General features: G+C 65.0%; 20 protein-coding genes. 6 read left to right on the top strand and 14 right to left on the bottom strand.

Annotated elements, in window-relative coordinates; genetic code table 11:
• Positions 1-40: 40 nt before the first annotated feature.
• From ABFK29_RS04350 to ABFK29_RS04320, 7 genes are all read right to left on the bottom strand, one after another.
• On the bottom strand, positions 41-1,258 hold the full coding sequence (locus ABFK29_RS04350; RefSeq protein ID WP_005855013.1) for a tetracycline resistance MFS efflux pump: 1,218 nt from the start codon (positions 1,256-1,258) through the stop codon (positions 41-43).
• A gap of 173 nt (positions 1,259-1,431) precedes the next feature.
• Positions 1,432-1,866, bottom strand: coding sequence for a F0F1 ATP synthase subunit epsilon (locus ABFK29_RS04345; RefSeq protein WP_005855010.1), 435 nt, complete (start codon positions 1,864-1,866; stop codon positions 1,432-1,434).
• Positions 1,867-1,921: 55 nt separating this feature from the next.
• The gene (gene atpD, locus ABFK29_RS04340) at positions 1,922-3,346 is read right to left on the bottom strand and encodes a F0F1 ATP synthase subunit beta (protein ID WP_005855009.1); all 1,425 of its coding nucleotides are present in this window, start codon (positions 3,344-3,346) and stop codon (positions 1,922-1,924) included.
• A 14-nt stretch (positions 3,347-3,360) separates the two neighbouring features.
• A complete protein-coding gene (locus ABFK29_RS04335; RefSeq protein WP_005855007.1) occupies positions 3,361-4,242 on the bottom strand; it encodes a F0F1 ATP synthase subunit gamma in 882 nt (293 codons plus the stop codon).
• A 12-nt stretch (positions 4,243-4,254) separates the two neighbouring features.
• Positions 4,255-5,790: a F0F1 ATP synthase subunit alpha gene (gene atpA, locus ABFK29_RS04330; RefSeq protein WP_005855005.1), complete on the bottom strand. Its 1,536-nt coding sequence runs from the start codon at positions 5,788-5,790 to the stop codon at positions 4,255-4,257.
• Positions 5,791-6,354: a F0F1 ATP synthase subunit delta gene (locus ABFK29_RS04325; protein ID WP_005855003.1), complete on the bottom strand. Its 564-nt coding sequence runs from the start codon at positions 6,352-6,354 to the stop codon at positions 5,791-5,793. It abuts the gene before it with no gap.
• Positions 6,355-6,846: 492 nt separating this feature from the next.
• Entirely contained in the window at positions 6,847-7,599 is a 753-nt protein-coding gene (locus ABFK29_RS04320; RefSeq protein ID WP_005855001.1) for a class I SAM-dependent methyltransferase, read from the bottom strand.
• Positions 7,600-7,672: 73 nt separating this feature from the next.
• Here ABFK29_RS04320 and gloB point away from each other — a divergent pair, with 73 nt between their 5' ends.
• From gloB to ABFK29_RS04305, 3 genes are all read left to right on the top strand, one after another.
• The gene (gene gloB / locus ABFK29_RS04315; RefSeq protein ID WP_005854999.1) at positions 7,673-8,434 is read left to right on the top strand and encodes a hydroxyacylglutathione hydrolase; all 762 of its coding nucleotides are present in this window, start codon (positions 7,673-7,675) and stop codon (positions 8,432-8,434) included.
• Positions 8,435-8,628: 194 nt separating this feature from the next.
• The gene (gene clpA, locus ABFK29_RS04310; RefSeq protein WP_005854997.1) at positions 8,629-10,959 is read left to right on the top strand and encodes an ATP-dependent Clp protease ATP-binding subunit ClpA; all 2,331 of its coding nucleotides are present in this window, start codon (positions 8,629-8,631) and stop codon (positions 10,957-10,959) included.
• 123 nt (positions 10,960-11,082) lie between these two features.
• Positions 11,083-12,027 carry a M23 family metallopeptidase gene (locus tag ABFK29_RS04305; RefSeq protein WP_005854996.1) on the top strand — a complete coding sequence of 315 codons (945 nt, stop codon included), beginning with the start codon at positions 11,083-11,085 and terminating at the stop codon, positions 12,025-12,027.
• A gap of 3 nt (positions 12,028-12,030) precedes the next feature.
• Here ABFK29_RS04305 and ABFK29_RS04300 read toward each other — a convergent pair whose 3' ends face one another.
• From ABFK29_RS04300 to ABFK29_RS04290, 3 genes are all read right to left on the bottom strand, one after another.
• Positions 12,031-14,766 carry a peptidoglycan -binding protein gene (locus tag ABFK29_RS04300; protein WP_005854994.1) on the bottom strand — a complete coding sequence of 912 codons (2,736 nt, stop codon included), beginning with the start codon at positions 14,764-14,766 and terminating at the stop codon, positions 12,031-12,033.
• A 32-nt stretch (positions 14,767-14,798) separates the two neighbouring features.
• Positions 14,799-15,965: a hypothetical protein gene (locus ABFK29_RS04295; RefSeq protein ID WP_005854992.1), complete on the bottom strand. Its 1,167-nt coding sequence runs from the start codon at positions 15,963-15,965 to the stop codon at positions 14,799-14,801.
• 138 nt (positions 15,966-16,103) lie between these two features.
• Positions 16,104-16,634, bottom strand: coding sequence for a gamma-glutamylcyclotransferase (locus tag ABFK29_RS04290; protein WP_005854991.1), 531 nt, complete (start codon positions 16,632-16,634; stop codon positions 16,104-16,106).
• A gap of 108 nt (positions 16,635-16,742) precedes the next feature.
• Here ABFK29_RS04290 and ABFK29_RS04285 point away from each other — a divergent pair, with 108 nt between their 5' ends.
• Complete coding sequence (locus ABFK29_RS04285) at positions 16,743-17,711, top strand: DUF2125 domain-containing protein (protein WP_040604009.1); 969 nt, start codon at positions 16,743-16,745, stop codon at positions 17,709-17,711.
• A gap of 81 nt (positions 17,712-17,792) precedes the next feature.
• Here the strand turns inward: ABFK29_RS04285 and panC are convergent, their stop codons facing one another.
• Together panC and panB are read right to left on the bottom strand one after the other, a co-directional pair.
• Positions 17,793-18,641: a pantoate--beta-alanine ligase gene (gene panC, locus ABFK29_RS04280; RefSeq protein WP_005854988.1), complete on the bottom strand. Its 849-nt coding sequence runs from the start codon at positions 18,639-18,641 to the stop codon at positions 17,793-17,795.
• 5 nt (positions 18,642-18,646) lie between these two features.
• Positions 18,647-19,474, bottom strand: coding sequence for a 3-methyl-2-oxobutanoate hydroxymethyltransferase (gene panB, locus ABFK29_RS04275; protein ID WP_040604007.1), 828 nt, complete (start codon positions 19,472-19,474; stop codon positions 18,647-18,649).
• A gap of 210 nt (positions 19,475-19,684) precedes the next feature.
• On the opposite strand from panB, the gene ABFK29_RS04270 reads away from it, so the two are divergent.
• Positions 19,685-21,154, top strand: coding sequence for an ABC transporter substrate-binding protein (locus tag ABFK29_RS04270; RefSeq protein WP_040604111.1), 1,470 nt, complete (start codon positions 19,685-19,687; stop codon positions 21,152-21,154).
• A 9-nt stretch (positions 21,155-21,163) separates the two neighbouring features.
• Here ABFK29_RS04270 and ABFK29_RS04265 read toward each other — a convergent pair whose 3' ends face one another.
• Positions 21,164-22,174 carry a methyltransferase gene (locus tag ABFK29_RS04265; protein WP_005854984.1) on the bottom strand — a complete coding sequence of 337 codons (1,011 nt, stop codon included), beginning with the start codon at positions 22,172-22,174 and terminating at the stop codon, positions 21,164-21,166.
• 144 nt (positions 22,175-22,318) lie between these two features.
• Here ABFK29_RS04265 and ABFK29_RS04260 point away from each other — a divergent pair, with 144 nt between their 5' ends.
• Entirely contained in the window at positions 22,319-23,185 is an 867-nt protein-coding gene (locus ABFK29_RS04260) for an alpha/beta fold hydrolase (protein ID WP_005854982.1), read from the top strand.
• A gap of 3 nt (positions 23,186-23,188) precedes the next feature.
• On the opposite strand, the gene ABFK29_RS04255 is transcribed toward ABFK29_RS04260, so the two are convergent.
• The gene (locus tag ABFK29_RS04255) at positions 23,189-24,091 is read right to left on the bottom strand and encodes a hypothetical protein (protein ID WP_005854981.1); all 903 of its coding nucleotides are present in this window, start codon (positions 24,089-24,091) and stop codon (positions 23,189-23,191) included.
• Between the last annotated feature and the right edge of the window lie 227 nt (positions 24,092-24,318).

Below are 24,318 nucleotides of genomic sequence, written 5' to 3'. Positions count from 1 at the left end.
CCGCTTTTGTCTCAGGGACGCATCGGGGGCAAGAGCGGTATCACGCCGCGGCGGTGAGTTGCCTGCGCATCGGCCAGAAAATGAAAGCACTGATGACCAAAAGGGCGGCAGCCATCAGGAAAGGCGCGCCCGGCAGGTACAGCGGTGCGTCGGGCGCGGCGAAGAGCCGGAACAATGGCGTGATAACCAACGGCGCGGTTATGGCGGCCACGGCACCCAACGAGGCGATGACCCCCTGAAGCAGTCCCAGACGGTCGTCTCCCACGAGGTTCGTCGCGATACCGGTGGCGTTGGGCGGCGCCATGTCCGAAAGGCAGGCGAACGGCAGGAAGACCCAGACCAGCCAGGCGGCGGAGGCCACACCATATGCCACCGACGCCACGATCCCCGCCCCCACGGCCAGCATCAGCGTGTGCCACGTCCCGATGCGCGGGATCAGGACCCGCATAAGCGCGCCCTGTGTCAGCGCCACGCCTATGCCGTAGCAGGCCAGAGAGATGCCGATCAGGACGGACGACCAGCCAAAGGCCTCACGGAGCCAGAAGGCCCAGAGCACCGGGTACACCATGTTGGAGAACTCGAACACGAAGAGCCCGGCCAGCGGCAGGCCCAGCCCCGGCAGACGCGCCGCGGCGAGAATGCTGCCGAACGGGTTGAGGTCGCGCCTGTCGAAGCGGCGGCGTTTCTCGGGGTTGAGGCTTTCGGGCAGGACAAACAAGCCGAAGACGAAGTTGGCCGCCGCCAACGCCCCCGCCGCCCAGAACGGGGCCGTGACGTGCACGCCCGCCAGCAGTCCGCCGAGCGCAGGGCCGATCACGAAGCCCACGCCGAAAGCCGCGCCGATCAATCCGAAGTTCGCTGCGCGGTCCTCGGGTTTCGATATGTCGGCCAGGTAGGCGCTGGCCGTGATGTAGGTGGCCCCGGCGATGCCCGCCAGGACCCGGCCCACCAGCAGCAGCCAGAACGTGGTCGTCAGCGCCATGATCAGATAGTCGAGCGCCAGCGCCGCGAGCGTGACCAGAAGCACCGGCTTGCGGCCCAATGCGTCCGACAGGCCCCCGATGGCGGGTGCACACAGGAACTGCGCTCCGGCGTATGCGGCCATCAGCACCCCGCCCCAGAAGGCCCCGGTCGCCGTGTCCCCGGCGCCCACACGTTCCATCAGTTCGGGCATGATCGGAAAGATCAGCCCGATGCCGATGGCATCCAGAAGGAGTGTCGCGAGAATGAACCACAGGGCTCCGCGATTGGTCTGCATGACGAGGCCCGGCAGGAAAACACACGCAGCGAAGTCTAGGCGCAGTCAAATGCCGGTTCAATCCGGATCGCGCAACGGCCTTCCGCAGACGAACCGGCGTGCCCGGATAACGAAAAACCCCGCCTGCGCAGGCGGGGCTTTCCAAATGTCGTTCGAACCCGGAAAGGTCGGCGTCAGAGCGACGGCTGCATCGGGTCGAGCCCGATGTGGCCACCGACGGCCACCATGTCCTGAAGCAGCTTGGCTGCTTCGTCCACCGGGCCCGGCTCGTTCTGGTAGGCTTCCTTGGTTTGCTGGTAGGCTTCGTGGGCCTCCTTCACCAGCGCCTCGTAGGTGGCCTGATCCATGTCGCCCTTCGGCAGGGCCTTCTCCGCCAGAACCGACACGTTTTCACCGATCTCGGCGAAACCGCCGGTGACGACGAAGACTTCGGTGCCGCCGGTGGTTTCCACCGTCAGGAGGCCCGGACGCAGCGTCGTGATGGTCGGCGCATGGTTCGGCATGGCGGTCATGTCGCCGTCCGCGCCCGGGATCTGCACCGAGGTGACCTCTGCCGACAGGAGCTTGCGCTCCGGCGACACCAGGTCGAATTGCATCGTGTCTGCCATGTGAAACTCCTTGTCTCATCAGGGGGCCAGCAGCGGCCCCCCGACAGGGTCCGATTTAGGCAGCCTCTGCGGCCAGCTTTTCGGCTTTCGCCTTCACGTCGTCGATACCGCCCACCATGTAGAACGCCGCTTCGGGCAGGTGGTCGTACTCGCCGGCGACAACCGCCTTGAAGGACGAGATGGTGTCTTCCAGCGGAACCTGAACACCGTCGGAACCGGTGAACACCTTCGCAACGTCGAACGGCTGGGAGAGGAAACGCTGGATCTTCCGGGCGCGGGCCACGGTCAGCTTGTCCTCTTCCGACAGTTCGTCCATCCCGAGGATGGCGATGATGTCCTGCAGCGACTTGTAGCGCTGAAGGATCCCCTGCACGTCACGAGCCACCTGATAGTGCTCTTCGCCGATCACCTGCGGGTCCATCAGACGCGAGGTGGAGTCGAGCGGGTCCACGGCCGGGTAGATGCCAAGCTCGGAGATCGCGCGGTTGAGAACCGTGGTCGCGTCGAGGTGGGCGAAGGTCGTGGCAGGCGCCGGGTCGGTAAGGTCGTCCGCGGGAACGTAGACGGCCTGGATCGACGTGATCGAGCCGTTCTTGGTCGAGGTGATGCGTTCCTGCATCGCGCCCATGTCGGTCGCCAGCGTCGGCTGGTAACCCACGGCGGAGGGGATCCGGCCCAGCAGAGCGGACATTTCCGAACCGGCCTGCGTGAAGCGGAAGATGTTGTCGACAAAGAACAGAACGTCGGTCCCGGTGGCGTCGCGGAACTGCTCGGCCATGGTCAGACCGGTCAGCGCGATACGGGCACGGGCGCCCGGAGGCTCGTTCATCTGGCCATAAACCAGCGCGATCTTGGAATCCGTCAGGTTGTCCGGGGTCAGAACGCCGGATTCGATCATCTCGTGGTAGAGGTCGTTGCCTTCACGGGTTCGCTCGCCCACACCGGCGAACACCGACAGACCGGAGTGCACCTTGGCGATGTTGTTGATCAGTTCCTGGATGAGAACCGTCTTACCCACGCCGGCGCCGCCGAACAGGCCGATCTTGCCGCCCTTGGCGTAGGGCGCCAGAAGGTCGATCACCTTGATGCCGGTCACCAGCACCTCGGCCTCGGTCGCCTGATCGGCGAAGTTCGGCGCGGGGGCGTGGATCGGGCGATACTCGTCAGCCTCGACAGGGCCCTTTTCGTCCACCGGCTCGCCGATGACGTTCATGATGCGACCCAGTGTGGCGGTGCCGACCGGAACCGAGATCGGGCCGTCGGTGTCCACCACTTCCTGACCGCGCACGAGACCTTCGGTCGCGTCCATGGCGATGGTGCGCACAGTGTTCTCGCCGAGGTGCTGGGCCACTTCCAGAACCAGCTTGTTGCCGTTGTTGATCGTGGTCAGCGCGTTCAGGATTTCCGGCAGGTGGTCGTCGAACTGCACGTCGACCACGGCGCCAATCACCTGAGTGACCTTGCCTTTTGCGTTTGCCATGTTTGTCTCCGGTCTTAGAGCGCCTCGGCGCCCGAAATAATTTCGATCAGTTCGTTCGTGATGACGGCCTGACGCGAACGGTTGTACTCGATCGTCAGCTTGTCGATCATCTCGCCCGCGTTGCGGGTCGCGTTGTCCATGGCCGACATACGGGCACCCTGTTCGGAGGCACCGTTTTCCAGCAGGGCCGCGAAGATCTGCGTTGCCACGCCGCGCGGCAGCAGGTCTGCGAGGATCGACTCTTCGTCCGGCTCGTAATCGTAGAGCGTCGTCGCGTCGTTCTGCTCCTCTTCCTCGGTCTCGTAGGAGGCCGGGACGATCTGCAGCGCCGTCGGGTCCTGAGAGATCACGGAGTTGAACTTGGCGTAGAAGATCGTCGCCACGTCGAACTCACCATTGTCGAAACGGCCAAGCACGTCGCGCGCGATGTCCTGCGCGTTGCCATAGCCGAGACGCTTGACGTCGGAGAGGTCGACATGTCCGACGAACAGATCGGCGTAGTCACGCTTCAGCTGTTCCCGGCCTTTCTTGCCGACGGTCAGGATCTTGACCGTTTTCCCCTTGCCACGCAGCTCGGTAATCCGTGCTTTCGCCAGCTTGACGATGTTGGTGTTGAAACCGCCGCACAGCCCGCGTTCGGCGGTCATGACCACCAGCAGATGTACGTCGTCCTTGCCGGTCCCCGCCAGAAGGCGGGGAGCGCTGTCACTGTCTCCGACCGAAGCGGCCAGCGACGCCATCACCGCGTTGAAGCGTTCCGCGTAGGGGCGGGCCGCCTCGGCCGCTTCCTGGGCGCGGCGCAGTTTTGCTGCCGCGACCATCTGCATGGCCTTGGTGATCTTGCGGGTCGACTTGACCGACGCGATCCTGTTTTTGAGGTCCTTGAGATTGGGCATCGGATGATCCTCTTACGAGAAGTCCGCTGCGTATTCGTCGAGAACCGCCTTGATTTTGGCTTCTGCGTCACCCTTGATCTTCGGATCTTCGTTGGTGATCCAGTCCAGCAGATCGGAGTGCTTGCCCCGAACGTGCTGCAGCAGACCCTTCTCGAAGCGGTTCACGTCGGACACGGCAACCTTGTCGAGGTAACCCAGCGTACCGGCGCAGATGACGACGACGATTTCGGCGTTGGTCAGCGGCGAGTATTGCGGTTGCTTCATCAGCTCCGTCAGACGCGCACCACGGTTCAGCAGACGCTGGGTCGCGGCGTCGAGGTCGGAACCGAACTGCGCGAAGGCAGCCATTTCACGGTACTGTGCGAGCGACAGCTTGATCGGGCCCGCGACCGACTTCATCGAGTTGGTCTGCGCCGAAGAGCCCACGCGCGACACCGACAGACCGGTGTTCACGGCCGGACGGATGCCCTGGTAGAACAGTTCGGTTTCGAGGAAGATCTGGCCGTCGGTGATCGAAATCACGTTGGTCGGAATGAAGGCCGACACGTCGCCGCCCTGGGTTTCGATGATCGGCAGAGCCGTCAGCGAACCGGCACCGTTGTCCTCGTTCAGCTTGGCCGAACGCTCCAGCAGGCGCGAGTGGAGGTAGAAAACGTCGCCCGGGTAAGCTTCGCGGCCCGGCGGGCGGCGCAGCAGCAGGGACATCTGGCGGTAGGACACGGCCTGCTTGGACAGGTCATCGTAGATGATGAGGGCGTGCTTGCCGTTGTCACGGAAGTACTCGGCCATCGCGGTAGCGGCGTAGGGTGCGAGGAACTGCATCGGCGCCGGGTCGGACGCGGTTGCGGCCACGACGATCGTGTAGTCGATCGCGCCGGTTTCTTCGAGCTTCTTCACCAGCTGCGCCACGGTGGAGCGCTTCTGGCCGATGGCGACATAGACGCAGTACAGCTTCTCGGAATCGTCCTTGGCCGCGTCGTTGTACGACTTCTGGTTCAGGATGGAGTCGAGGGCCACGGCGGTCTTGCCGGTCTGACGGTCGCCGATGATCAGCTCGCGCTGGCCACGGCCGATCGGGATCATGGCGTCGACGGCTTTCAGGCCGGTCGCCATGGGCTCGTGCACGGATTTACGCGGGATGATGCCCGGTGCCTTCACGTCGGCGATGCGACGCTCTTCGAACTGGACGGCGCCCTTGCCGTCGAGCGGGTTGCCGAGGCCGTCGAGAACGCGGCCCAGCAGGCCTTCACCGGCGGGAACGTCCACGATGGAGTTCGTCCGCTTGACGGTGTCGCCTTCCTTGATGGCCCGGTCGGAGCCGAAGATCACGATACCGACGTTGTCGGTTTCGAGGTTCAGGGCCATGCCCATGATGCCACCCGGGAACTCGACCATCTCGCCGGCCTGGATGTTGTCGAGGCCGTGGACACGGGCGATACCGTCCCCAACGCTCAGCACGCGACCCACTTCGGCAACTTCGGCATCCTGACCGAAATTCTTGATCTGGTCCTTCAGGATCGCAGAAATCTCTGCTGCTTGGATACCCATTTATCCGACCTCTTTCATTGCATTCTGGAGGGAGTTGAGCTTCGAGCGGATCGAGGTGTCGATCATCTTCGAGCCCACCTTGACGATAAGACCGCCGATGAGGCTTTCATCCACGGTGGTACTGATCTTGACGTCCTTGCCGACCTTTTCTTTCAGCGTGGCGGCGAGGCTCGCGGACTGTTCGTCGGTCAGCGCCATGGCAGAGGTCACCTCTGCGGTGACTTCGCCGTTGTGCTCGGCGATCATCTCGCGCAGGCGTTTGACCATCGCGGGCACGACGAACAGGCGGCGCTTCTGAGCCATCAGGCCCAGCACGTTCTTCACCGCCGGGATCATGTCCATGGCGTCCGCCACGGCCGAAATCGCATTGCCCTGCTCTTCGCGGGTATACACCGGGTTGACCAGCAGTTCGCGCAGGTCGGCGCTGTCGTCCAGTGCGGCGGTCAGGTCGTTGAGATTCTTTTCGAGAGCCGGGAGATTGTTGTTCTCCTTCACGATCTCGAAGACGGCGGTGGCATAGCGCTCGGCGATGCCGGAGGAAATCGAGCTGTCAGACACGTCCACCCTTCCGATTTTAGGCCCCCGTCACGCGCCCGCCGTCTGGCGGGGCGTCCGGAGGCTCCTGGAACCCTGATTTTTCGTCAAGGCAAGTAAATCGCGGCGGATGTAGCAGAGCCTCCCCCACCTCGCAACATCCTTAGAGAGATTTAACGTGGGCGCTAAACCCATACTTTTCAGTCGGTTGACCCAGGTGCGACCATTGGTGCCCAAACTTCGTGCAGGAAAAGTGCACGTTTTCGTGCGTTTGGCGACGATTCCCCGCACAGCCGACAGCTTGGCACGAGACGGGCACGGGCGCGAATACTCTTTACGGAAGATTAATTTTGTTGCGGAAATCCGAGCGGCGGCTGCAGTTTCGGTATCGTAAAGGCCGGATAGTGAGAGTCTTCGGTATATCGCGGAGGCGATTTTGTCCGCGTGCGACACCCGACCCCGCCAAGACAGAACAAGTCCCGGCCAAAGCGCACCCTCCGGCGCGACTTCACGCCCTACCCTTCAGACCTGCCCGGCGACCTTGCCCGGTTTCGGGGACAGCACCTCCAGCGGGTTCGGCACGCGCTTCTTCTGGCCCAGCCCCGCCCGCGTCGGCGGATGCCGCTTGGAGGCCTCGACGATCATCACGCCCCCCGCCGTGAACGGGATCAACCGTCCCAGCCGCTCCCAGAAGGGGCCGGTCTTCATCCAGAACCGGCGCGCGGAGGGTGGCTGGTACAGCACGGATACATGCCGCTCCGGCACGAAATCGTGCAGCTTGAGCTGCGTTTCGAGCTGACCGATGGAGTAAGGCCGCCCGTAACCGAACGGCGTCCAGTCCGCCCGCGCCCAAAGCCCCGAACGGTTGGGCAGGATGAACAGGGCGCGCCCGCCCGGTCCAAGCACGCGGTACGCTTCGTCCAGCAGATCCGAGGGGCGTTCGGAGGTTTCCAGCCCGTGCATCAGGATCAGGCGGTCCACATGCCCGGTCTCCAGCGGCCAGGACACCTCTTCCGACAGCACCGAAACGTTGGGCAGACCGGCAGGCCACGGCATGACCCCCTGCGGCGCAGGCATCAGCGCCACGACCCTGCGCGCCTCCTTCAGGTAGGGCCGCAGCATCGGCACGGCGAAACCGTAGCCCGCGACCGTCTGACCGTGCACGTCCTCCGGGGACCAGCCACGCAGCACTTCGGCGCGCATGATCTTCTGCGCCGCGCGCCCAAGCGCACTTCGGTAGTAGAAATCGCGCAACGCCTGCACGTCCAGGTGCATGGTGTCTCCAGTTGAGAAGTCGGGCCGGATGGGTCAGTCTGATGGCATCTTACAAAGCATTCAAGGAAACGCCATGCCACTGGACATTGTTACCGTCCCCTGCCTCAAGGACAATTACGCCTACATCGTCAAGGGTCCGGACGGGATCGCGCTGATCGACGCGCCCGAAGCCAAGCCGCTGATCAACGTTTTGGAGCATCGCGGCTGGACGCCCGACGTGATCATGATCACGCACCACCACCACGATCATGTCGGCGGGGTCGACGAGCTACGCGAGAAATACGGCTGCAAGGTCATGGGCCCGGCGGCAGAGAAGGACAAGCTGCCCGAACTGGACATGGCGCTGGAGCCGGGGTTCTCGGGCGGCACCGACGACGGGCTGTGCGAGGTCATCCCGGTGCCCGGCCATACATTGGGGCACGTGGCCTATCATTACCCCGAGGCCAAGTGCCTGTTCAGCGCCGACAGCCTCATGGTCATGGGGTGCGGCCGTGTCTTCGAGGGCACGCCCGAGATGATGTGGGAAAGCCTTTCGACGCTGGCCGCGCTCGACCCGCAAACCATCGTGTGTTCCGGACACGAGTACGGCGAGAGCAACGCGGCCTTCGCCAAGACCATTGAACCGGACAACCCGGGGCTTATATCTCGTGCACAGATGATCACCGTGGCACGGGGTCGTGGACAACCGACCGCCCAGGTGCCGCTTTACATTGAACTCCAGACAAACCCGTTCCTGCGCGCCGGCCAGGCGTCAGTGAAGAAGGCCCTCGGTATGGAGGACGCCTCTGATCTCGAGGTCTTTACCGAGATCCGGGCACGCAAGGACAAGTTCTGATGCATTTATCCCCGACCCCCACACGTTTGGCGGGTCGGCGACGATGAAGGCTTCGGCAGACCCGTTGTCAAGCGCGGTAAGTGACAGTTGCGTGAAAAGAAAAAACTTGAAGACGGTCACTAATCGACCAAACTTTAACTTAACGGGGCAATGCTGGACCCGAGTACGGACAGCGCAGACAAGAGGAGCACCAAGTGCCTTCATTCTCCAACACCCTTGAGCAGGCCATACACTCCGCGCTGGCGCTGGCGAACTCGCGAAGCCACGAATTCGCCACGCTGGAGCATCTGCTACTGGCGCTGATCGACGAACCTGATGCATCGCGGGTGATGAAAGCCTGCTCCGTCGATACGGAGGAGTTGCGCACCACGCTGGTGGAGTTCATCGACGACGATCTTTCCAACCTCGTGACCGACATCGAGGGGTCGGAAGCCGTGCCTACGGCCGCCTTCCAGCGCGTGATCCAGCGGGCGGCGATTCACGTCCAGTCTTCCGGCCGGACGGAAGTCACGGGCGCGAACGTGCTGGTCGCGATCTTCGCGGAACGTGAGTCGAATGCCGCCTATTTCCTGCAGGAGCAGGACATGACGCGCTACGATGCGGTGAATTTCATCGCGCACGGCGTTGCGAAGAACCCCGCCTACGGCGAGGCGCGCCCCGTCCAAGGCGCCACCGAGGCGGAAGAAGAAGCCGCGCAGACCGAAAGCGCGGCGCCTGCAAACGACAAGGAATCGGCGCTTGGCAAATATTGCGTCGACCTGAACGCAAAGGCCGAGATCGGCGACATCGACCCGCTGATCGGACGCGACCACGAGGTGGAGCGTTGCATTCAGGTGCTGTGCCGCCGCCGCAAGAACAACCCGCTGCTCGTGGGCGATCCGGGCGTCGGCAAGACCGCCATCGCCGAGGGTCTCGCGCGCAAGATCGTTGCGGGCGAAGTGCCGGAGGTCCTGTCGGAGGCCACGATCTATTCGCTCGACATGGGCGCGCTGCTGGCGGGCACCCGCTACCGTGGCGATTTCGAGGAACGCCTGAAGGCGGTCGTGACCGAGCTTGAGGAACACCCCGACGCGGTGCTCTTCATCGACGAGATTCACACCGTGATCGGCGCGGGCGCGACGTCCGGCGGTGCCATGGACGCATCCAACCTCCTGAAGCCCGCGCTTCAGGGCGGCAAGCTGCGCACCATGGGCTCCACCACCTACAAGGAGTTCCGCCAGCACTTCGAAAAGGACCGCGCCCTGTCGCGCCGGTTCCAGAAGATCGACGTGAACGAGCCTTCGGTCGAAGACACGATCAAGATCCTCAAGGGCCTGAAGCCCTATTTCGAGGAGCATCACGCCATCAAGTATACGGGAGATGCGATCAAGACCGCCGTCGAACTCTCGGCGCGCTACATCAACGACCGCAAGCTGCCGGACAAGGCCATCGACGTGATCGACGAGGCGGGCGCGGCTCAGCACCTCGTGGCGGCATCGAAACGCCGCAAGTCCATCGGCACCAAGGAGATCGAGGAAGTCGTGGCGAAGATCGCCCGCATCCCGCCCAAGAACGTGTCCAAGGACGATGCAGAGGTCCTGAAGGATCTGGAAGGTACGCTGAAGCGGGTCGTGTTCGGTCAGGATGCGGCGATTGCCGCCCTGTCCTCCGCGATCAAGCTGGCCCGCGCGGGCCTGCGCGAACCGGAGAAGCCGATCGGCAACTACCTCTTCGCGGGCCCAACCGGTGTCGGCAAGACCGAAGTGGCCAAGCAACTGGCCTCCACTTTGGGCGTGGAACTGCTACGCTTCGACATGTCGGAGTACATGGAGAAGCACGCGGTTTCCCGGCTGATCGGCGCGCCTCCGGGCTACGTGGGTTTCGACCAGGGTGGCCAGCTGACGGATGGCGTCGACCAGCACCCGCACTGCGTGCTGCTGCTCGACGAGATCGAGAAGGCGCACCCGGATGTGTTCAACATACTGCTGCAGGTGATGGACCACGGCACGCTGACCGACCACAACGGCCGGTCCGTGGACTTCCGCAACGTGATCCTGATCATGACGTCCAACGCGGGTGCGGCGGAACAGGCGAAGGCGGCCATCGGCTTTGGCCGCGACCGCCGCGAGGGCGAAGACACCGCCGCGATCGAGCGGACCTTCACCCCGGAATTCCGCAACCGTCTGGATGCCGTTATCAGCTTCGCGCCGCTGCCGAAGGAAACCATCCTTGCCGTGGTCGAGAAGTTCGTGCTGCAGCTCGAAGCGCAGTTGATGGATCGCAACGTGACCATCGAGCTGACCCGTCCCGCCGCCGAATGGCTGGCGGAGAAGGGTTACGACGACAAGATGGGCGCCCGTCCTCTGGGCCGCGTGATCCAGGAACACATCAAGAAGCCGCTGGCCGAGGAACTGCTGTTCGGCAAGCTCACCAAGGGCGGCATCGTCAAGGTGTCGGTCAAGGACGACGAGCTGGTGCTGAAACTGGACGGGCCGGACAAGCCGCGCCTCGGCTCCAAGAAGCCGCCGCTGCTGACCGCGGACTGACCATCAAGGGGCGCCTTCGGGCGCCCTTTTCACATGCGTCCGCCAAGGCGCCTCGCGGGACGGCGGGCGGGGCGATGTTGCCGAAGGCGACGAGCGCCAGACCCGCCGCCCGCACGGACCATCATGCGCCTGCTCTTCCTTGCCTTGCTCGCCTCCCCCGCCGTGGCACAGCCCGAATTTGCCCTGCCGCTCGACTGCGATATCGGCATGACCTGCTTCATCGAAGACTACGTGGACAACGCACCCGAACCCGGCCGGCAGCGGGACTATGCCTGCGGGATCAACAGCCGCGACAAACACAAGGGCACCGATTTCGCCCTGCTCGACTTCGGCGCCATCGGACGCGGCGTCGCGGTGCGCGCCGCTGCACCGGGCACCGTCCTGCGCGTCCGCGACGGAATGGCCGACGATCGGCTGATGCGCGGCGTGACCTCCGAAACCGCCTGTGGCAATGCCGTGCTCCTGGATCATGGCGACGGCTTCCAGACAATGTACTGCCACCTGAGAAAAGACTCCGTGCGCGTCCGTCCGGGCACGGCCGTCGACACCGGCACGGCCTTGGGTATGGTCGGCCTGTCCGGGCAGACCAACCATCCGCATCTGCATTTCCAGGTCATGCGCGCGGGCGCGGTGATCGACCCGTTCCGGCCGGATGCGACAGGCACATGCGGCGCGGCAGAGGGCAGCCTCTGGGCCATTGATCCGCCTTACACGAAGACCGGACTGATAACCGCGGGCTTCTCCGACCGCGTGCCGGAGTTCGACGCCGTGCGGGACGGCAGCGCCCGCATGGCAGACGGCACATCCGACACGCCGCTCGTGGTCTACGCGCACGCCGGCCACGCGGAGCACGGCGATCTCCTCACCCTCCTGGCCACAGGTCCAGACGGCACAGAAATCTTCCGCCGCGACAGCGTTCTGAAAGCACCGCAGGTCAGCATCATGCGCGCCGCTGGCAAGAAGGCCCCGCCCGAAGGCTGGCCGCCCGGCGACTACTTGGGCGAGGCGCTTTTGACCCGCGCTGGCAAGGTCATCGCGCACCGCTTCGCGCATGTGACGGTGCGCTGAGCCTCACTTCTCGGTCAGTTTCAGCTCGATCCGGCGGTTTTGGGCGCGGGCCTCTGCGGTGTTCGCAGGATTGACCGGCTGGTATTCCCCGAACCCGTTGGCCGCGAGGCGGTTGGGCGGAATGCCGTAATTGTCGATCATGTCCTTCACCACGGCCCGCGCGCGGGCCTGGCTCAGGTCCCAGTTGTCCTCGAATTCGGCGCTCCCGCGCACGGGGACATTATCGGTGTGACCGTCGACCCGGATGATCCAGTCGATCTCATCGGGGATGTCACGTGCCAGCCTGCGCAGGATGTTGGACACCTTGGCGATCTCGCGACGACCGAGCGGCGAAAGGTCGGCAGAGCCCTGCTCGAACAGCACTTCCGACGAAAACACAAACCGGTCGCCTTCGATACGGATGTCGTCGCGGTCGCCCACGACCTGGCGGAGACGCCCGAAGAACTCCGAGCGATAGGCCTCAAGATCCTTCTTCTCGGCCTCCAGCCGCTTGCGCTCTTCTTCTTCCAGAACGCGACGGCGCCGTTCTTCCTGCGCGACCCGGGCCAGCGCCGCGTTCAACTCCGATCCGAGGTTCTGCAACTGCACCTCCGAGGCGGCATCGCGCGCCTTGGCGTCGTCCAGCAGGGCCTGCAGTTCGCCAAGTTGCCTGCGCAGTTCGGCGACGTTGCGGTTCAGCGCCTCAACCTTGAGCTGCGACTGGCTGGCGCGCTCGCGGGTCTGGGCAAGTTCGTCCCGCGCCTGGCTGAGCAGCAACTGGCGCTCCTCCGCCTCGTCAAGCTGGGTGTCCAGCGCTTGCTCGGCCTCGCGTTGACGGGCCAACGCCGCCGCCAGCCGGTCGCGGGTTTCTTCGGCCGTGGTCTGTGCTGTCATGCGCTCGGCCAGCGCCGCCGCCAGTTTTTCCTCCAGCGAACGGGCGTCGTCTCCCTGCTGCGCGGCGCGGGCCTCGGCTTCGGCCAACGACTGACGCAGGTCCGAAATCTCCAGGTCCCGGGCCTCTGCACGGGCGAGCGCCACCTGCAGATCGCTTTCCAGCCGGGCGCGGCTGGCGCGCAGCGACTCGACCTCGGCGTCGCGCTCCTCGGCCGTGCCGCCCACCTCGGCCAGACGCGCGGCGAGGCTCCGGTTCTCCGCCTCCAGCCCGTCGATCCGGCGCCCGCGATCTTCGACCCGTTGCAGCGCCGCGTCCAGTTGCGCCTGCGTCTGCGCCACCTGTCCCCGCAAATCCTCGATCCGGGACGTCTGCGTGGAATCCTGCGATTGCATGGCCGCGATGCGGGCATTCAGTCCTTCGGCCTCGGCCCGCAGACGTTCCAGGTCATCGTGTGCGGCCACCAGTTCGCGCCGAACCTCGGCCAGACTGCGGTCGAGGTCCGCGCGCTGCGCCTCTGCCGCGTCGCGTTCGGCGGCACGGTCGGCGGCATCGCCCTGCGCGGTCGACAACTGGGACACAAGCGCCGCGTTCCGATCGCGTAGCGTGGCGATCTCGGCCTCCCGCGCTTCGGCTTCCGACAGCCGGGCGAGTGCCGCGGCCAGTTTCGCGGAAAGGTCGGACATCTGCGAGGCACGGGTGTCGGCATCGGCCTGAAGGCCCGCCAGGTCGCGCTCTGTCGCACTCCGGCGGCGCTGTTCCTCGGCCAGGCTTTCCTCGGCGGCACGGCGCGCTTCCTGCTCTGCGATCAGGTCGTCGCGCAGGCTGGACAAACGTTCGTCGGTTTGTTCTCCGACACTGCGCGCGTCGTCCAGCCGCGCCTCCAGCTCGTCGATCCGGGTCTGCAGCGCGCCGGCCGATTCTTCCCCTTCCAGCAGCGCGGCGGCGAGGCGGGCGTTCAGGTCGGCCTCCGCCGAGCGGGCGGCGGCCAGCAAAGTCAGCGTCTCTTCCGCTTCCGCCCGCGCCTTTTCCAGCGCAAGCGTCATCGACGTCAGCTCTGCGTCGGCATTTTCGAGCCGGGCCCGCAGCGCCTTTGCCGCCTCTGCCTCTGCCAGCCTCTCGGCCTCTTCCTCTGTCAGGGCCTGTTCCAGATCGCCGATCTGCGCCGTCAGATTTCCGACCTTGGCCTCTGCCTCTGTATTCTGGGCGCGAAGGTCGGCGATCAGCGCTTCCAAAGCTTCGCGTCGCCGGGCGGCTAGGGCCGCGGCCTCCTGCTCGGCATCCAGTTGCGTGCGCGCCGTGCCCAGTGCGGCGGTCAATTCGTCGCGTTCCCCGGCAAGCGCGTCCCGTTCCGCCGTCAGCGCATCGCGGGCGGCTGTCAGGGCATTGCGCTCGGCCGTCAGGTCGTCTCGCGCCTGCGTCAGGTCGATCACCCGGGACTGGGCGCTGTCGCGTTCCAGGATCAGTGCGGCGACCTGCGCCTCGAAATCGGATATCCGGCCCGAGGCGGCTTCAAGCTGCTCGGCCTGACGGTCGCGGGTGGCGGTCAGCGCGGTGATGATGCTCTGCGCCTCGTCAAGCTGGGTGTCGCGGCTGGAAAGCGTCGCTTCCAGATCGCCGACGTTGCTGGTCAGTTCGGCGTTCCTGCGCTCTGCCACGCCCAGCGCCTGCGCCAGCGCCGACAGTTCGCTGGAAAGGCTGTCGAGTTCGTTTTCCTGCCCGCTGATGGTTTCGTTCAGGACGAACTGGATGACCATGAAGATCGACAACACGAAAGTCAGCACGAGCAGGAGACCGGTCATGGCGTCCACGAAACCGGGCCAGATGTTTGCCTGAAAGCGTGCGCCTGTCCGCCGTGACAGCGACATCTATCCGCTCCTGCAAGGGGCCGGGGACATGGCTATTCGCCCCGGGGTCGGGTGTTGCGCGATGATCCCATGGCCCGGCCAAGCGCCGCAAGGTCGGTGCGCAGTTCGGCCATGCTTTCCTGCCGTCCGGCGCTGATCTCTTCGAGGATGCGAAGCATCTGCACGTCGATCGACCGAAGCCGCATGCGGCTTTCGGCGTCCAGACCTTCGTGGTTTTCCTTTGCCCGGATCGCCTCTGCCAGAAGCTCCTGCCCCTCAGCGATGCGCGCAAGGGAGGTAGCCGAGGGGGCGGTCGCTTCGATCCGTTCGGTAAGGCGTTCGATGGAATCCGCAAGCTGCGACAGCCGGGTATCGACCTCCGACCGGCCCAGTTCGGACTCGGCGAACAGGTCCTGCAGCTGGCCCATCTGTTCGGCCATGCGGTCCAGCACGATCCCGGCGGCGCCGAGATCCGGGCCTTCGGTGTCGGACGAGAAGCCAAGCTTGGTGATCGACGACAGCCATTCCTCAAGCTCGCGGTAGAAGCGGTTCTGACCGTGGCCGGCGAACAGCTCCAGAAGCCCGACGATCAGCGAACAGGCCAAGCCCAGAAGCGAGGAGGCAAAGGCCACACCCATGCCGCCCAGCTGCGATTCCAGGCCGCTCATCAGGCGCGAAAAGACGGCGACGCCCTCTTCGCCTTCCTGGGGGGCGAGGCTGCGAATGGTGTCGACCAGAGCGGGAACGGTGGTCGCGAGACCGTAGAAGGTGCCAAGCAGGCCGAGGAAGATCAGCAGCGAAACGATGTAGCGGGTGATCTCCCGCAGTTCGTCGATCCGGGTGGCGACGGAATCGAGGATCGACCGTGTCGAGGTCGTGTTGATCTGCATGCGCCGGTCGCGGCGCCCGCCCAGCAGCGCGGCCAGTGGCGCCAGAAGGGTCGGAGGGCGGCTGGCCGTGGTGCCGGATGCGGTGAACTCCTCGATCCAGCGGACAGAGACCATCAGGCTCCAGACCTGCCAGAAGCAGGCAAAGACCCCCACGACAAAGACGATCAGGATGAAGCCGTTCAGGTAGGGGTTCGACTCGAAGACCGGCAGCACGCTGGGCGCGGCAAGTACGGCGCCCGCGGCAGACAGGCCAAGCGCGGCCAGCATGAGGAGCACCTGGCGGATTGGCTGGCTGAAATGCGGCTTGGCTTCGCGGTCGGAAATGTCCATCTGGACTGTCGTCACCTTGTGTTACTGCTTCATACCTAAGGGTTTACACAGGTTTCGCCAAGAAGTCATAAAGCCGGGCGCGCCGCTATCCTCCCGACAGCGGGAAAATGTTGCATCCTGACACACCCCTGCGCGTGATCAGCGTGCGGTCAGCGACTTCACCTGTTCGGTCAGCCAGTGCAGGTCGGGATCGGGCACACCGATCTCGTCGAGGTGCTGCGCCGTGTTGTAGAGGTATTCGGTATTGGGGCCCCGCCCCCCCGTGGCCCCCGAGATAATGCGGGCCTGTTCCTCCAGCGGCAGGTGGCAGTACTGCACGTGGTGCGGGTCGATGACGTAGGACACGGCCTCGACCTGCCGTCCGTCCGACAACGCCACGGGCAGGCGCTTTTCGAGGTAGGCGGAGGAGACCAGTTCCCTGTCCCGCAGGTAGTCGAGAGTCGCCTCTTCGGTGCCGGGCGCCGCGCGCAGGCACATTCCGTCGCAATGGGCGCCTTCCTGTTCGTCCAGCGCCAGGACGAGGCCCGGCTTCTCTTCGGTCCCGCGGTGGTGGATCGAATACATGCAAAAGCTGCGCGCGTAGCCATGCAGGCGACCCTGCACCTGCTCGGCGACTTCGAAACCGGGGTTCCAGAGCAGCGAAGCGTAGCCGAAGACCCAGAGCGTCATTGTCCTTCCCTTCCGCCGCGAGGGTTCGCGGCTCTTTGCGCGACAGGCCACAGCCTGTAAACGGTATCTCTGTAAACACGGCTCTCGGGCAAAGAAAAGGGGCGCGCGGTGAAACGCTACATGTTGGTTCTGATCGGTGCGGCCGTCCTTTGGGGCGGTTACTGGGGCGTACAGGCCCATACTCTGCGCGGCGAGATACAGGACTGGTTCGAAACGCGTCGCGCCGAAGGCTGGGTCGCGGACTATGACGCACTGCAGGTGCGCGGCTTCCCCAGCCGCCTCGATGTGACGATCGCGCAACCGCGCCTTGCCGATCCCGACAGTGGAGTGTCATGGGAGGCGCCGTTCCTCCAGATCCTCGGACTCAGTTACAAACCCGACCATGTGATCGTGGCCTTTCCGGACCGGCAGACCGTCGGCGTCGACGGCGGGGCCCACGAGGTCACGTCTGACGGATTGCGGGCGTCTCTGGTGACGGGACAGGACGGCGCGCTTCTGCGTCTCAATGCCGAAGCGGAGACGCTGAACATCAGACGCGACGGCGCCGACATCGCCCTGGCCGCCGTGCTGGCGAACTTCCACAGGCTGGAGGGGCAGGACACGACATACCGGCTCGCCATCGGGGCGGGTGCGGTCGCCACGCCGAAGGGCGCACTGAGCCGCGGGCGCGCCAATGGCCTCGATATCGAAGGACGTTTCGTCTTCGACAGCCCCTGGACACTGGGCGCACTGGCCGGGCCGCGTCCACAACCTGCATCCATCGACCTCGCGAAGGCAGAGTACCGGCTCAACGATCTCGACCTGCAGCTTGCCGGCCGGGTCGAGGTCGACAGCCTCGGGCGGCCGGACGGCAGGATGACATTGCGGGCCGAGAACTGGCGCAACCTGCTCGACCACGCGCGCGACAGCGGCAATCTGCCAGAAGCCTTGGCGGATACGTTGATTCGCGGCCTGACGCTGGCTGCCGGACTGAACGGTCGGCAAGACACCATAGACCTGCCGCTGACCCTCTCTGGCGGGGAGGTGTCGCTGGGGATCATTCCGCTGGGAAAGGCCCCCCGCATCCGCCTTCCCTGACAGCGGTCGGACGCGGTATGCGGGACGGTGGGCGGGGCGCCTTTGCCCTTTGGGGGCAAACAGCGTCCCCCCCCCGTTCCGTCACACCTCGATATTGTCGATCAGGCGGACCCCGTCCAGCCATGCGGCAGCAAACAGCCGGGCGGGACCAACGGCGCGGTCCAGAAGTTCGAGATCCTCGGCGCCGCGCAGTTCGAGGTATTCCACCTTTTCGAAACCCGCCTTCAGCAGGCGCGCCGTCGCGTCAGCACGCAGGCCGTCCAGCGCCCCGCCGCGCCGCAGTTGCAGGGCAATGTCCCGCATCTCGCGCGCCAGCGCTGGCGCTGCCGCCCGCCCTTCGGCCGTCAGCTTCAGGTTCCGTGACGACATCGCCAGCCCGCCGGTTTCGCGCACCGTCGGACAGCCAACGATCGCCACTTGCAGGTCCAGGTCCGTCGCCATGCGGCGCACAACCTGCAATTGCTGGTAGTCCTTCTGCCCGAAGTAGGCGCGATCCGCCTTCGTCTGGGTGAACAGCTTCGTCACCACCGTCGCGACGCCATCGAAATGCCCGGGCCGATGCGCGCCGCACAGCACGTCCGTCAGACCCGCCACGGACACGGTCGTGCAAAACCCGGCCGGATAGACCTCATTCACCGGTGGCGCGTACAGAACGTCCACCCCGAAGGGCGCCAGTTTCGCGGCGTCGCTGTCTTCCGTACGCGGGTAGGTATCCAGGTCCGAGGCGTTGTTGAACTGTCTCGGGTTCACGAACAGCGTGACGATCACCCTGTCGCAGTCCCGTTTCGCCGCCTCGACCAGAGACAGGTGCCCGTCGTGCAGGGCGCCCATGGTCGGCACGACGCCAACGACGGCACCATCCGCGTGCCACGCGTCGACCCGCGCGCGCAGATCGTCGCGCGCCCTCACGATCTCCGGCCCGTTGACCATAAAGCTCAAGCCGCGGGTTCCACGTCCGAGAAGACATGCTCTGCCGCCGGAAAGCGGCGGGCGCGCACGTCCTCGGCATAGGCCGCGATGGCCTCCGATCCGTCCGCGCCAAGCGTGGCGTAGCGTTTCACGAACTTCGGCTTGAAGGCGGTGAACAGGCCCAGCATGTCGTCGACCACGAGGATCTGGCCGTCGCAGCCTGCCGAAGCGCCGATGCCGATGGTCGGAATGGCGACCTGCGCCGTCACGGCATCCGCCAACCGCTGCGGCACCTTTTCGAGCACCACGGCAAAGGCGCCGGCTTTCTCGACCGCCCGGGCATCCGCCAGCAGCTTGCCCGCCGCCGCGCCGCGCCCCTGCACCTTGTACCCGCCCAGGGTGTTGATCGACTGAGGCGTGAGGCCGATATGCGCCATCACCGGAATGCCGCGCGCGGTCAGGAAAGAGATCGTCTCGGCCATGTCCACGCCGCCTTCAAGCTTCACCGCAGGGGCGCCGGTTTCGCGCATGATACGCGCCGCATTGCGGAAGGCCTGCTCCTTCGATTCCTCGTACGACCCGAAAGGCATGTCGACGACCATCATCGCTTTCGAAAGGCCGCGCCTCACCGCCTGACCGTGCAGGATCATCATCTCCATGGTCACGCCCAGCGTCGATTCGAGGCCGTGCAGCACCATGCCGACAGAATCGCCGACCAGCACGAAATCGACGTGCGCGTCCATCATCTGCGCCATCGGGGTGGTGTAGGCCGTCAGGCTGACCAGCGGCGTGCCGCCCTTCGCGTTGCGAATGTCCTCGGGCGTTCTGGCCCGCGTGTGTCCCGTCGTGCTCATGGTCGGCTCCTCCTTCACGGCCTGACTCTCGGGTCAGGAAATGTCGCAAACACCGCTGATACCGTCACAAAGTTGCGCGCTCGTATCACATGCCGCGCTGCGGCGCTACCTATCACATAAGTCGCTCCCATACCTATCATTTAGGCATCAGTGCTTGAAGATTTACGGGGAAAATTCCATCAAGAGCGTACTTGCCCCATGGGAGACAGCATGAAACGCCTTGTCCTCGCCGCCCTGCTGGCCGGTTCCACCTCGCTTGCGCAGGCCCAGCAGACCGACCTCACCATCGCCCTGCAACTGGAGCCGCCGCACCTCGATCCGACCTCTGCCGCCGCCGGAGCCATCGACAGCGTCCTTTACGCCAACGTCTTCGAAGGATTGACGAAATTCGCGGAATCCGGCGCTGTCGTTCCCGGACTGGCACGCGAATGGGAGATTTCGGAAGACGGGTTGACCTACACTTTCCACCTGGTCGAAGGCGCAACGTTCCATGACGGAACCGCATTCGACGCGGGGGACGTGGTCTTCAGCCTCGACCGGGCGCGCGCCGAAGACTCCACCAATGCGCAAAAGCAGCTTTTCGCCGGAATCGCCTCGGTCGAAGCCGTTGACCCCGCGACGGTGAAGGTCACTCTGTCGCAGCCGGACGGCAACCTGTTGTTCAACCTCGCTTGGGGCGATGCGGTGATCGTCGCGCCCGAATCGATTGACGACATCAAGGCACGTCCCGTGGGCACCGGCCCGTTCCGGTTCGAGGACTGGCGGCAGGGCGATTCCATCACGCTGGTCCGCAACGATGCGTACTGGGGCGACGCGCCCGCGCTGACCCATGCGACCTTCAAGTTCATCTCCGATCCGACGGCGGCCTTCGCCGCGATGATGGCGCAGGATATCGACGCCTTCGCGGGGTTTCCCGCGCCAGAGAACCTGCCCCAGTTCGAGGCCGACCCGCGCTTCAAGGTGCTTAGGGGCTCGACCGAAGGCGAGACGATCCTTGCCATGAACAACGCCCTGCCGCCCTTCGACGACGTCCGCGTGCGCGAAGCGGTGGCCCATGCCATCGACCGGCAGGCGGTCATCGACGGCGCGATGTTCGGGCTGGGCACGCCCATCGGCACGCATTTCGCCCCGCACAACCCCGACTATGAGGACCTGACCGCCCTTTCGGACTTCGACCCCGAGACGTCGAAGGCGCTTCTGGCCGAGGCCGGGCTGGAGGATGGCTTTTCCACCACGCTGAAGCTGCCGCCGCCGTCCTACGCCCGGCGCGGTGGCGAGATCATCGCCGCCCAGCTTCGCGAGGTCGGCATCGACGCCGAGATCACCAACCTGGAATGGGCGCAGTGGCTGGAGCAGGTCTTCAAAGGCAAGGACTTCGGCCTGACCATCGTGTCCCACACCGAACCCTTCGACATCGGCATCTACGCGCGGCCCGATTATTACTTCCAGTATGGCAAGCCGGAGTTCGTGGCGCTGATGGACAAGCTGACCGCCACGTCCGAGCCCGAGGCCCGCACCGCGCTTCTGCACCAGGCGCAGGAGATGATCGCCAAGGATTATGTCAACGGCTACCTCTTCCAGCTTGCCTTCCCGACCATCGCGGATGCGCGGCTTGAAGGGCTCTGGACCAACGCGCCGACGCAGGCCACCGATCTGACCGCCGTGCACTGGACCGAGTGACGCGGACGGTCAGGCCTTTCGGGCGGTGGCCAGCTTGGTCATCCCGGGGATCAGCGGCCCGACATCGGCGTCGCTGAACCCTGCGGCCTCAAGGGCGCCGATCAGCCAGTCGTCGTCCAGCGATCGGGCCTCGGGGGTGAAGGCCGTGTGCTGAAGCTGCCAGAGCGCTGTGTTCTTCGGGCCGGACAGGTCCGCGTCGACGATGAAGTCGTGGATCAGCACCTGCCCGCCGGGATTGAGCGCGTCATGTGCCTTGCGCAGCAGGCCCGCGTGGCTGTGATCCGGCACACCCGAAAACAGGTAGCTCATCAGGACGGCATCCTGCCCGCCGGGCCATCCAGACTCCAGCGCGTTCCCATGGCAATAGCCGATTTGCGACGACAGTCCCGCATCAGCCACGTAGGCTTCGCCCAGCTTGGCGACATTGGGGAAGTCCAGCACCGTGATGCGCAGGTTCGGGTTCCTGCGCGCCAGCGTGATGGCAAAGGCGCCGGTCCCGCCGCCCACATCCAGCAGGCTGCCGATGCCCGAAAAGTCGACCCGCTTGGCCAGCCCCCGCGCCGGACCGAGCGATCCGGCGTGCTGGCTCTCGGAATACAGCCGGGCCTCTTCCGGGTCGGCAAACCACTGTGCGTAGGATCCAGTGTGATCGTCTTCCAGGTCCCCGGTCAACGCCTTCTCGATCTGGTCCATCAGCGGATACATCTGGCGGCCGACCTGCAGGCGCAGGTAGTCGCCGAAGTCGTGACGCGCCCCTTTCACAAGGAAAGACTCCGCCGCCGGGGAATTGGCGAACCCAGCGTCGTCATGTGTGACAAGGCCCAAACCCACCAGCGCGGACAGCAGGGTGCGGCAACGCTCCTTGGGCAGGCCCGTGGCCCCGGCAATTCCAGTCAATCCGATGTTGCCCTGTGACAAGGCCGTAAACACACCGAATTCGAGCGCCGCAAACAACGCCTTGGAGCCCATGTAGCCAAACGCGATATCCGAAATGTCCTCTGCCTCGGTCAGGACCGCCATGCCGTTCTCCCTTTTCTTGATGCCGACAGCCTAGCGTCCCTTCGGCGGGGTACAACAGGAAGACAGGCTGGAGACCGCGTCTTGACGGCCACCGCCCGCGCGGGGCCAATATGCGGGCAACACGCGCCGTGGGAGTAGGGCATCATGCGCAACGAAATCCCGGGCTTCTCGCCCGGCCAGGTGGAACTGGACGGCGTGGAAATCGCTTTCGAGACCGGCGGAACCGGACCGGCTGTCCTTTTGCTGCACGGCTTCCCGCAGACCCGCGCGATGTGGGCAGAGGTCGGTCCGCGCCTTGCCGAGCGGTTCACGGTCGTCGCGGCAGACCTGCGCGGCTACGGCGAAAGCGGCAAGCCGAAGGGTGTCGAAGCCTACAGTTTCCGCGCCATGGCGGGCGACATGACAGCCCTCATGTCGCATCTCGGGCACGGTCGTTTCCATCTTGTCGGGCATGACCGCGGCGCTCGCACGGCCCATCGACTCGCGCTGGATGTATCCGACCGGCTGCTGAGCCTGACCCTGATGGACATCGTGCCCACGCACCTCCTACTGTCACACCTGACCCATCCCGTCGCCCGGGCCTACTACCACTGGTTCTTCCTCAGCCAGCCGCAGCCCTTCCCCGAAGGGATGATCGCCGCCGACCCCGATGCCTATTACGAAAGCTGCCTGTTGGGCTGGGGCGGCGCGCAGCTATCGGACTTTCCGAAACTGGATGCCTACCGAGCCGCATGGGCCGATCCGGAGTGCCGCCGCGCCATGTGCGACGATTACCGGGCCGCCATCGACGTGGATTTCGCGTTGGACGAGAAGGACCTCGGCCGGCGGGTCGATGTGCCGTCGTTGGTCCTTTACGGCGCGGACGGGGCGATGGCCCGCGCCTACGACGTGCCCGCCACTTGGGCAGACCGGCTGTCTGACATGCAAGCGGGCACCGTCCCCGGCGGGCATTTCTTCATCGACCAGTCCCCCGAGCAAACCGCGCGCGCATTGCTCGATTTCCTCGGCTGAGGTTCAGGCCTCTCCCGGAGGCGTGTTTGCCTCGATCTTCTTGCCGAGGTATTTCTTCCGCGGTGCGGGTGGCAGGGCGAAGATATCGTCCCGGCCCTGCGCCAGGAAATCGAACGCAAGCTGGCAATCGATCCCACAGGCCAGGATGTCGTCGTACCATGCCTCGTTTAGGGCCCTGACCTGAGGATGCTGCATGTCGCGCGCGATGAAGGCGGTGTTGAAGAGGACCTTCGTATCGAGCGTCTTGCCCGCCTCCAGCTGGGACAGCGTGTACCGCAGCATCTGGTGGGCCTGCGCCATGTAGCGCGGCTGATGCAGGGAGTCGGTGTATTCCCAGAGGATGTTGTCCCGAATGTGGCTGCTTTCCTGAAGGGCCATGGCCGCGCCGACGTCCTTCAGCTTCTCCACCACGCCGGGATACTTCTCGTACTTCACCGCCTTCTTGTCGTCCGTGTACAAAAGATAACGGTGCCGGGCGAGGTCGGGAAACAGGTGCGGCAGCGCCTTTGCCACCTTTGCCTGGTGCGCGGCCTCGATCGGGTTCGCGGAGATCGGCAGGTCGATGAAGATCGGCAGCCAGCCCAGCGCCTCGGCCATGCCCAGTACCTGCCGGTTGTTGGAGACGAAGTAATGCGGGTAGGTCCGCGCCCGGTTCGTCCGATCCAACGTCAGGTTCTTCAACGTGCCGCAGAAGGTCGAATAGACCGCGATCTCTCCGGTCACGCCCGGATGCGTTTCGGCCTGCCCGATCCGTTCGATCAGGGCGGATCGCTCCAGCAGCGCGCGGTCAAACTCGTTTGTCATCGGATCGGACCGCGACGTGAGCCATCCGAAAAAGGCGCGGCGCTTGCGCACGAGCTTGCGATACTTGGCGATCGCCCTGAGCTTGAGCAGATCGGTTTTCATGGCGTTCCTCTGGATTCAGTTGTCCCTAAATACCCGCATGCGCCACGGGCGCAAGGCGCGCCGCTGCCTCGCCGGTCGGGACGCCGTTGGCCGAACGGGTCTGGCTGGCGATCTCACTGACGGTCCTCTCCCCCGTGCGCCTCACCGAAGGTTCGGAGGAAGTCCACGTGCAAGTCAATCGTCGGGACACCCGTCGCGAAGACCACCGCGCGGGCAACAGTGATCCC

Origin of the sequence: Sagittula stellata E-37, assembly GCF_039724765.1 — a bacterium.
In the GTDB taxonomy this organism is placed as follows: domain Bacteria; phylum Pseudomonadota; class Alphaproteobacteria; order Rhodobacterales; family Rhodobacteraceae; genus Sagittula; species Sagittula stellata.
The sequence above is the reverse complement of the archived record's forward strand: the minus strand, read 5'-3'. Positions and strand labels throughout refer to the sequence as shown.

Bases quoted from the DNA above. Each gene is read 5' to 3' on its own strand.
- ABFK29_RS04350 (WP_005855013.1), bottom strand. From the start codon at position 1,258: ATGCAGACCAATCGCGGAGCCCTGTGGTTCATTCTCGCGACACTCCTT.
- ABFK29_RS04345 (WP_005855010.1), bottom strand. From the start codon at position 1,866: ATGGCAGACACGATGCAATTCGACCTGGTGTCGCCGGAGCGCAAGCTC.
- atpD (WP_005855009.1), bottom strand. From the start codon at position 3,346: ATGGCAAACGCAAAAGGCAAGGTCACTCAGGTGATTGGCGCCGTGGTC.
- ABFK29_RS04335 (WP_005855007.1), bottom strand. From the start codon at position 4,242: ATGCCCAATCTCAAGGACCTCAAAAACAGGATCGCGTCGGTCAAGTCG.
- atpA (WP_005855005.1), bottom strand. From the start codon at position 5,790: ATGGGTATCCAAGCAGCAGAGATTTCTGCGATCCTGAAGGACCAGATC.
- ABFK29_RS04320 (WP_005855001.1), bottom strand. From the start codon at position 7,599: ATGCACCTGGACGTGCAGGCGTTGCGCGATTTCTACTACCGAAGTGCG.
- gloB (WP_005854999.1), top strand. From the start codon at position 7,673: ATGCCACTGGACATTGTTACCGTCCCCTGCCTCAAGGACAATTACGCC.
- ABFK29_RS04305 (WP_005854996.1), top strand. From the start codon at position 11,083: ATGCGCCTGCTCTTCCTTGCCTTGCTCGCCTCCCCCGCCGTGGCACAG.
- ABFK29_RS04300 (WP_005854994.1), bottom strand. From the start codon at position 14,766: ATGTCGCTGTCACGGCGGACAGGCGCACGCTTTCAGGCAAACATCTGG.
- ABFK29_RS04295 (WP_005854992.1), bottom strand. From the start codon at position 15,965: ATGGACATTTCCGACCGCGAAGCCAAGCCGCATTTCAGCCAGCCAATC.
- ABFK29_RS04290 (WP_005854991.1), bottom strand. From the start codon at position 16,634: ATGACGCTCTGGGTCTTCGGCTACGCTTCGCTGCTCTGGAACCCCGGT.
- panC (WP_005854988.1), bottom strand. From the start codon at position 18,641: ATGGTCAACGGGCCGGAGATCGTGAGGGCGCGCGACGATCTGCGCGCG.
- panB (WP_040604007.1), bottom strand. From the start codon at position 19,474: ATGAGCACGACGGGACACACGCGGGCCAGAACGCCCGAGGACATTCGC.
- ABFK29_RS04270 (WP_040604111.1), top strand. From the start codon at position 19,685: ATGAAACGCCTTGTCCTCGCCGCCCTGCTGGCCGGTTCCACCTCGCTT.
- ABFK29_RS04265 (WP_005854984.1), bottom strand. From the start codon at position 22,174: ATGGCGGTCCTGACCGAGGCAGAGGACATTTCGGATATCGCGTTTGGC.
- ABFK29_RS04260 (WP_005854982.1), top strand. From the start codon at position 22,319: ATGCGCAACGAAATCCCGGGCTTCTCGCCCGGCCAGGTGGAACTGGAC.
- ABFK29_RS04255 (WP_005854981.1), bottom strand. From the start codon at position 24,091: ATGAAAACCGATCTGCTCAAGCTCAGGGCGATCGCCAAGTATCGCAAG.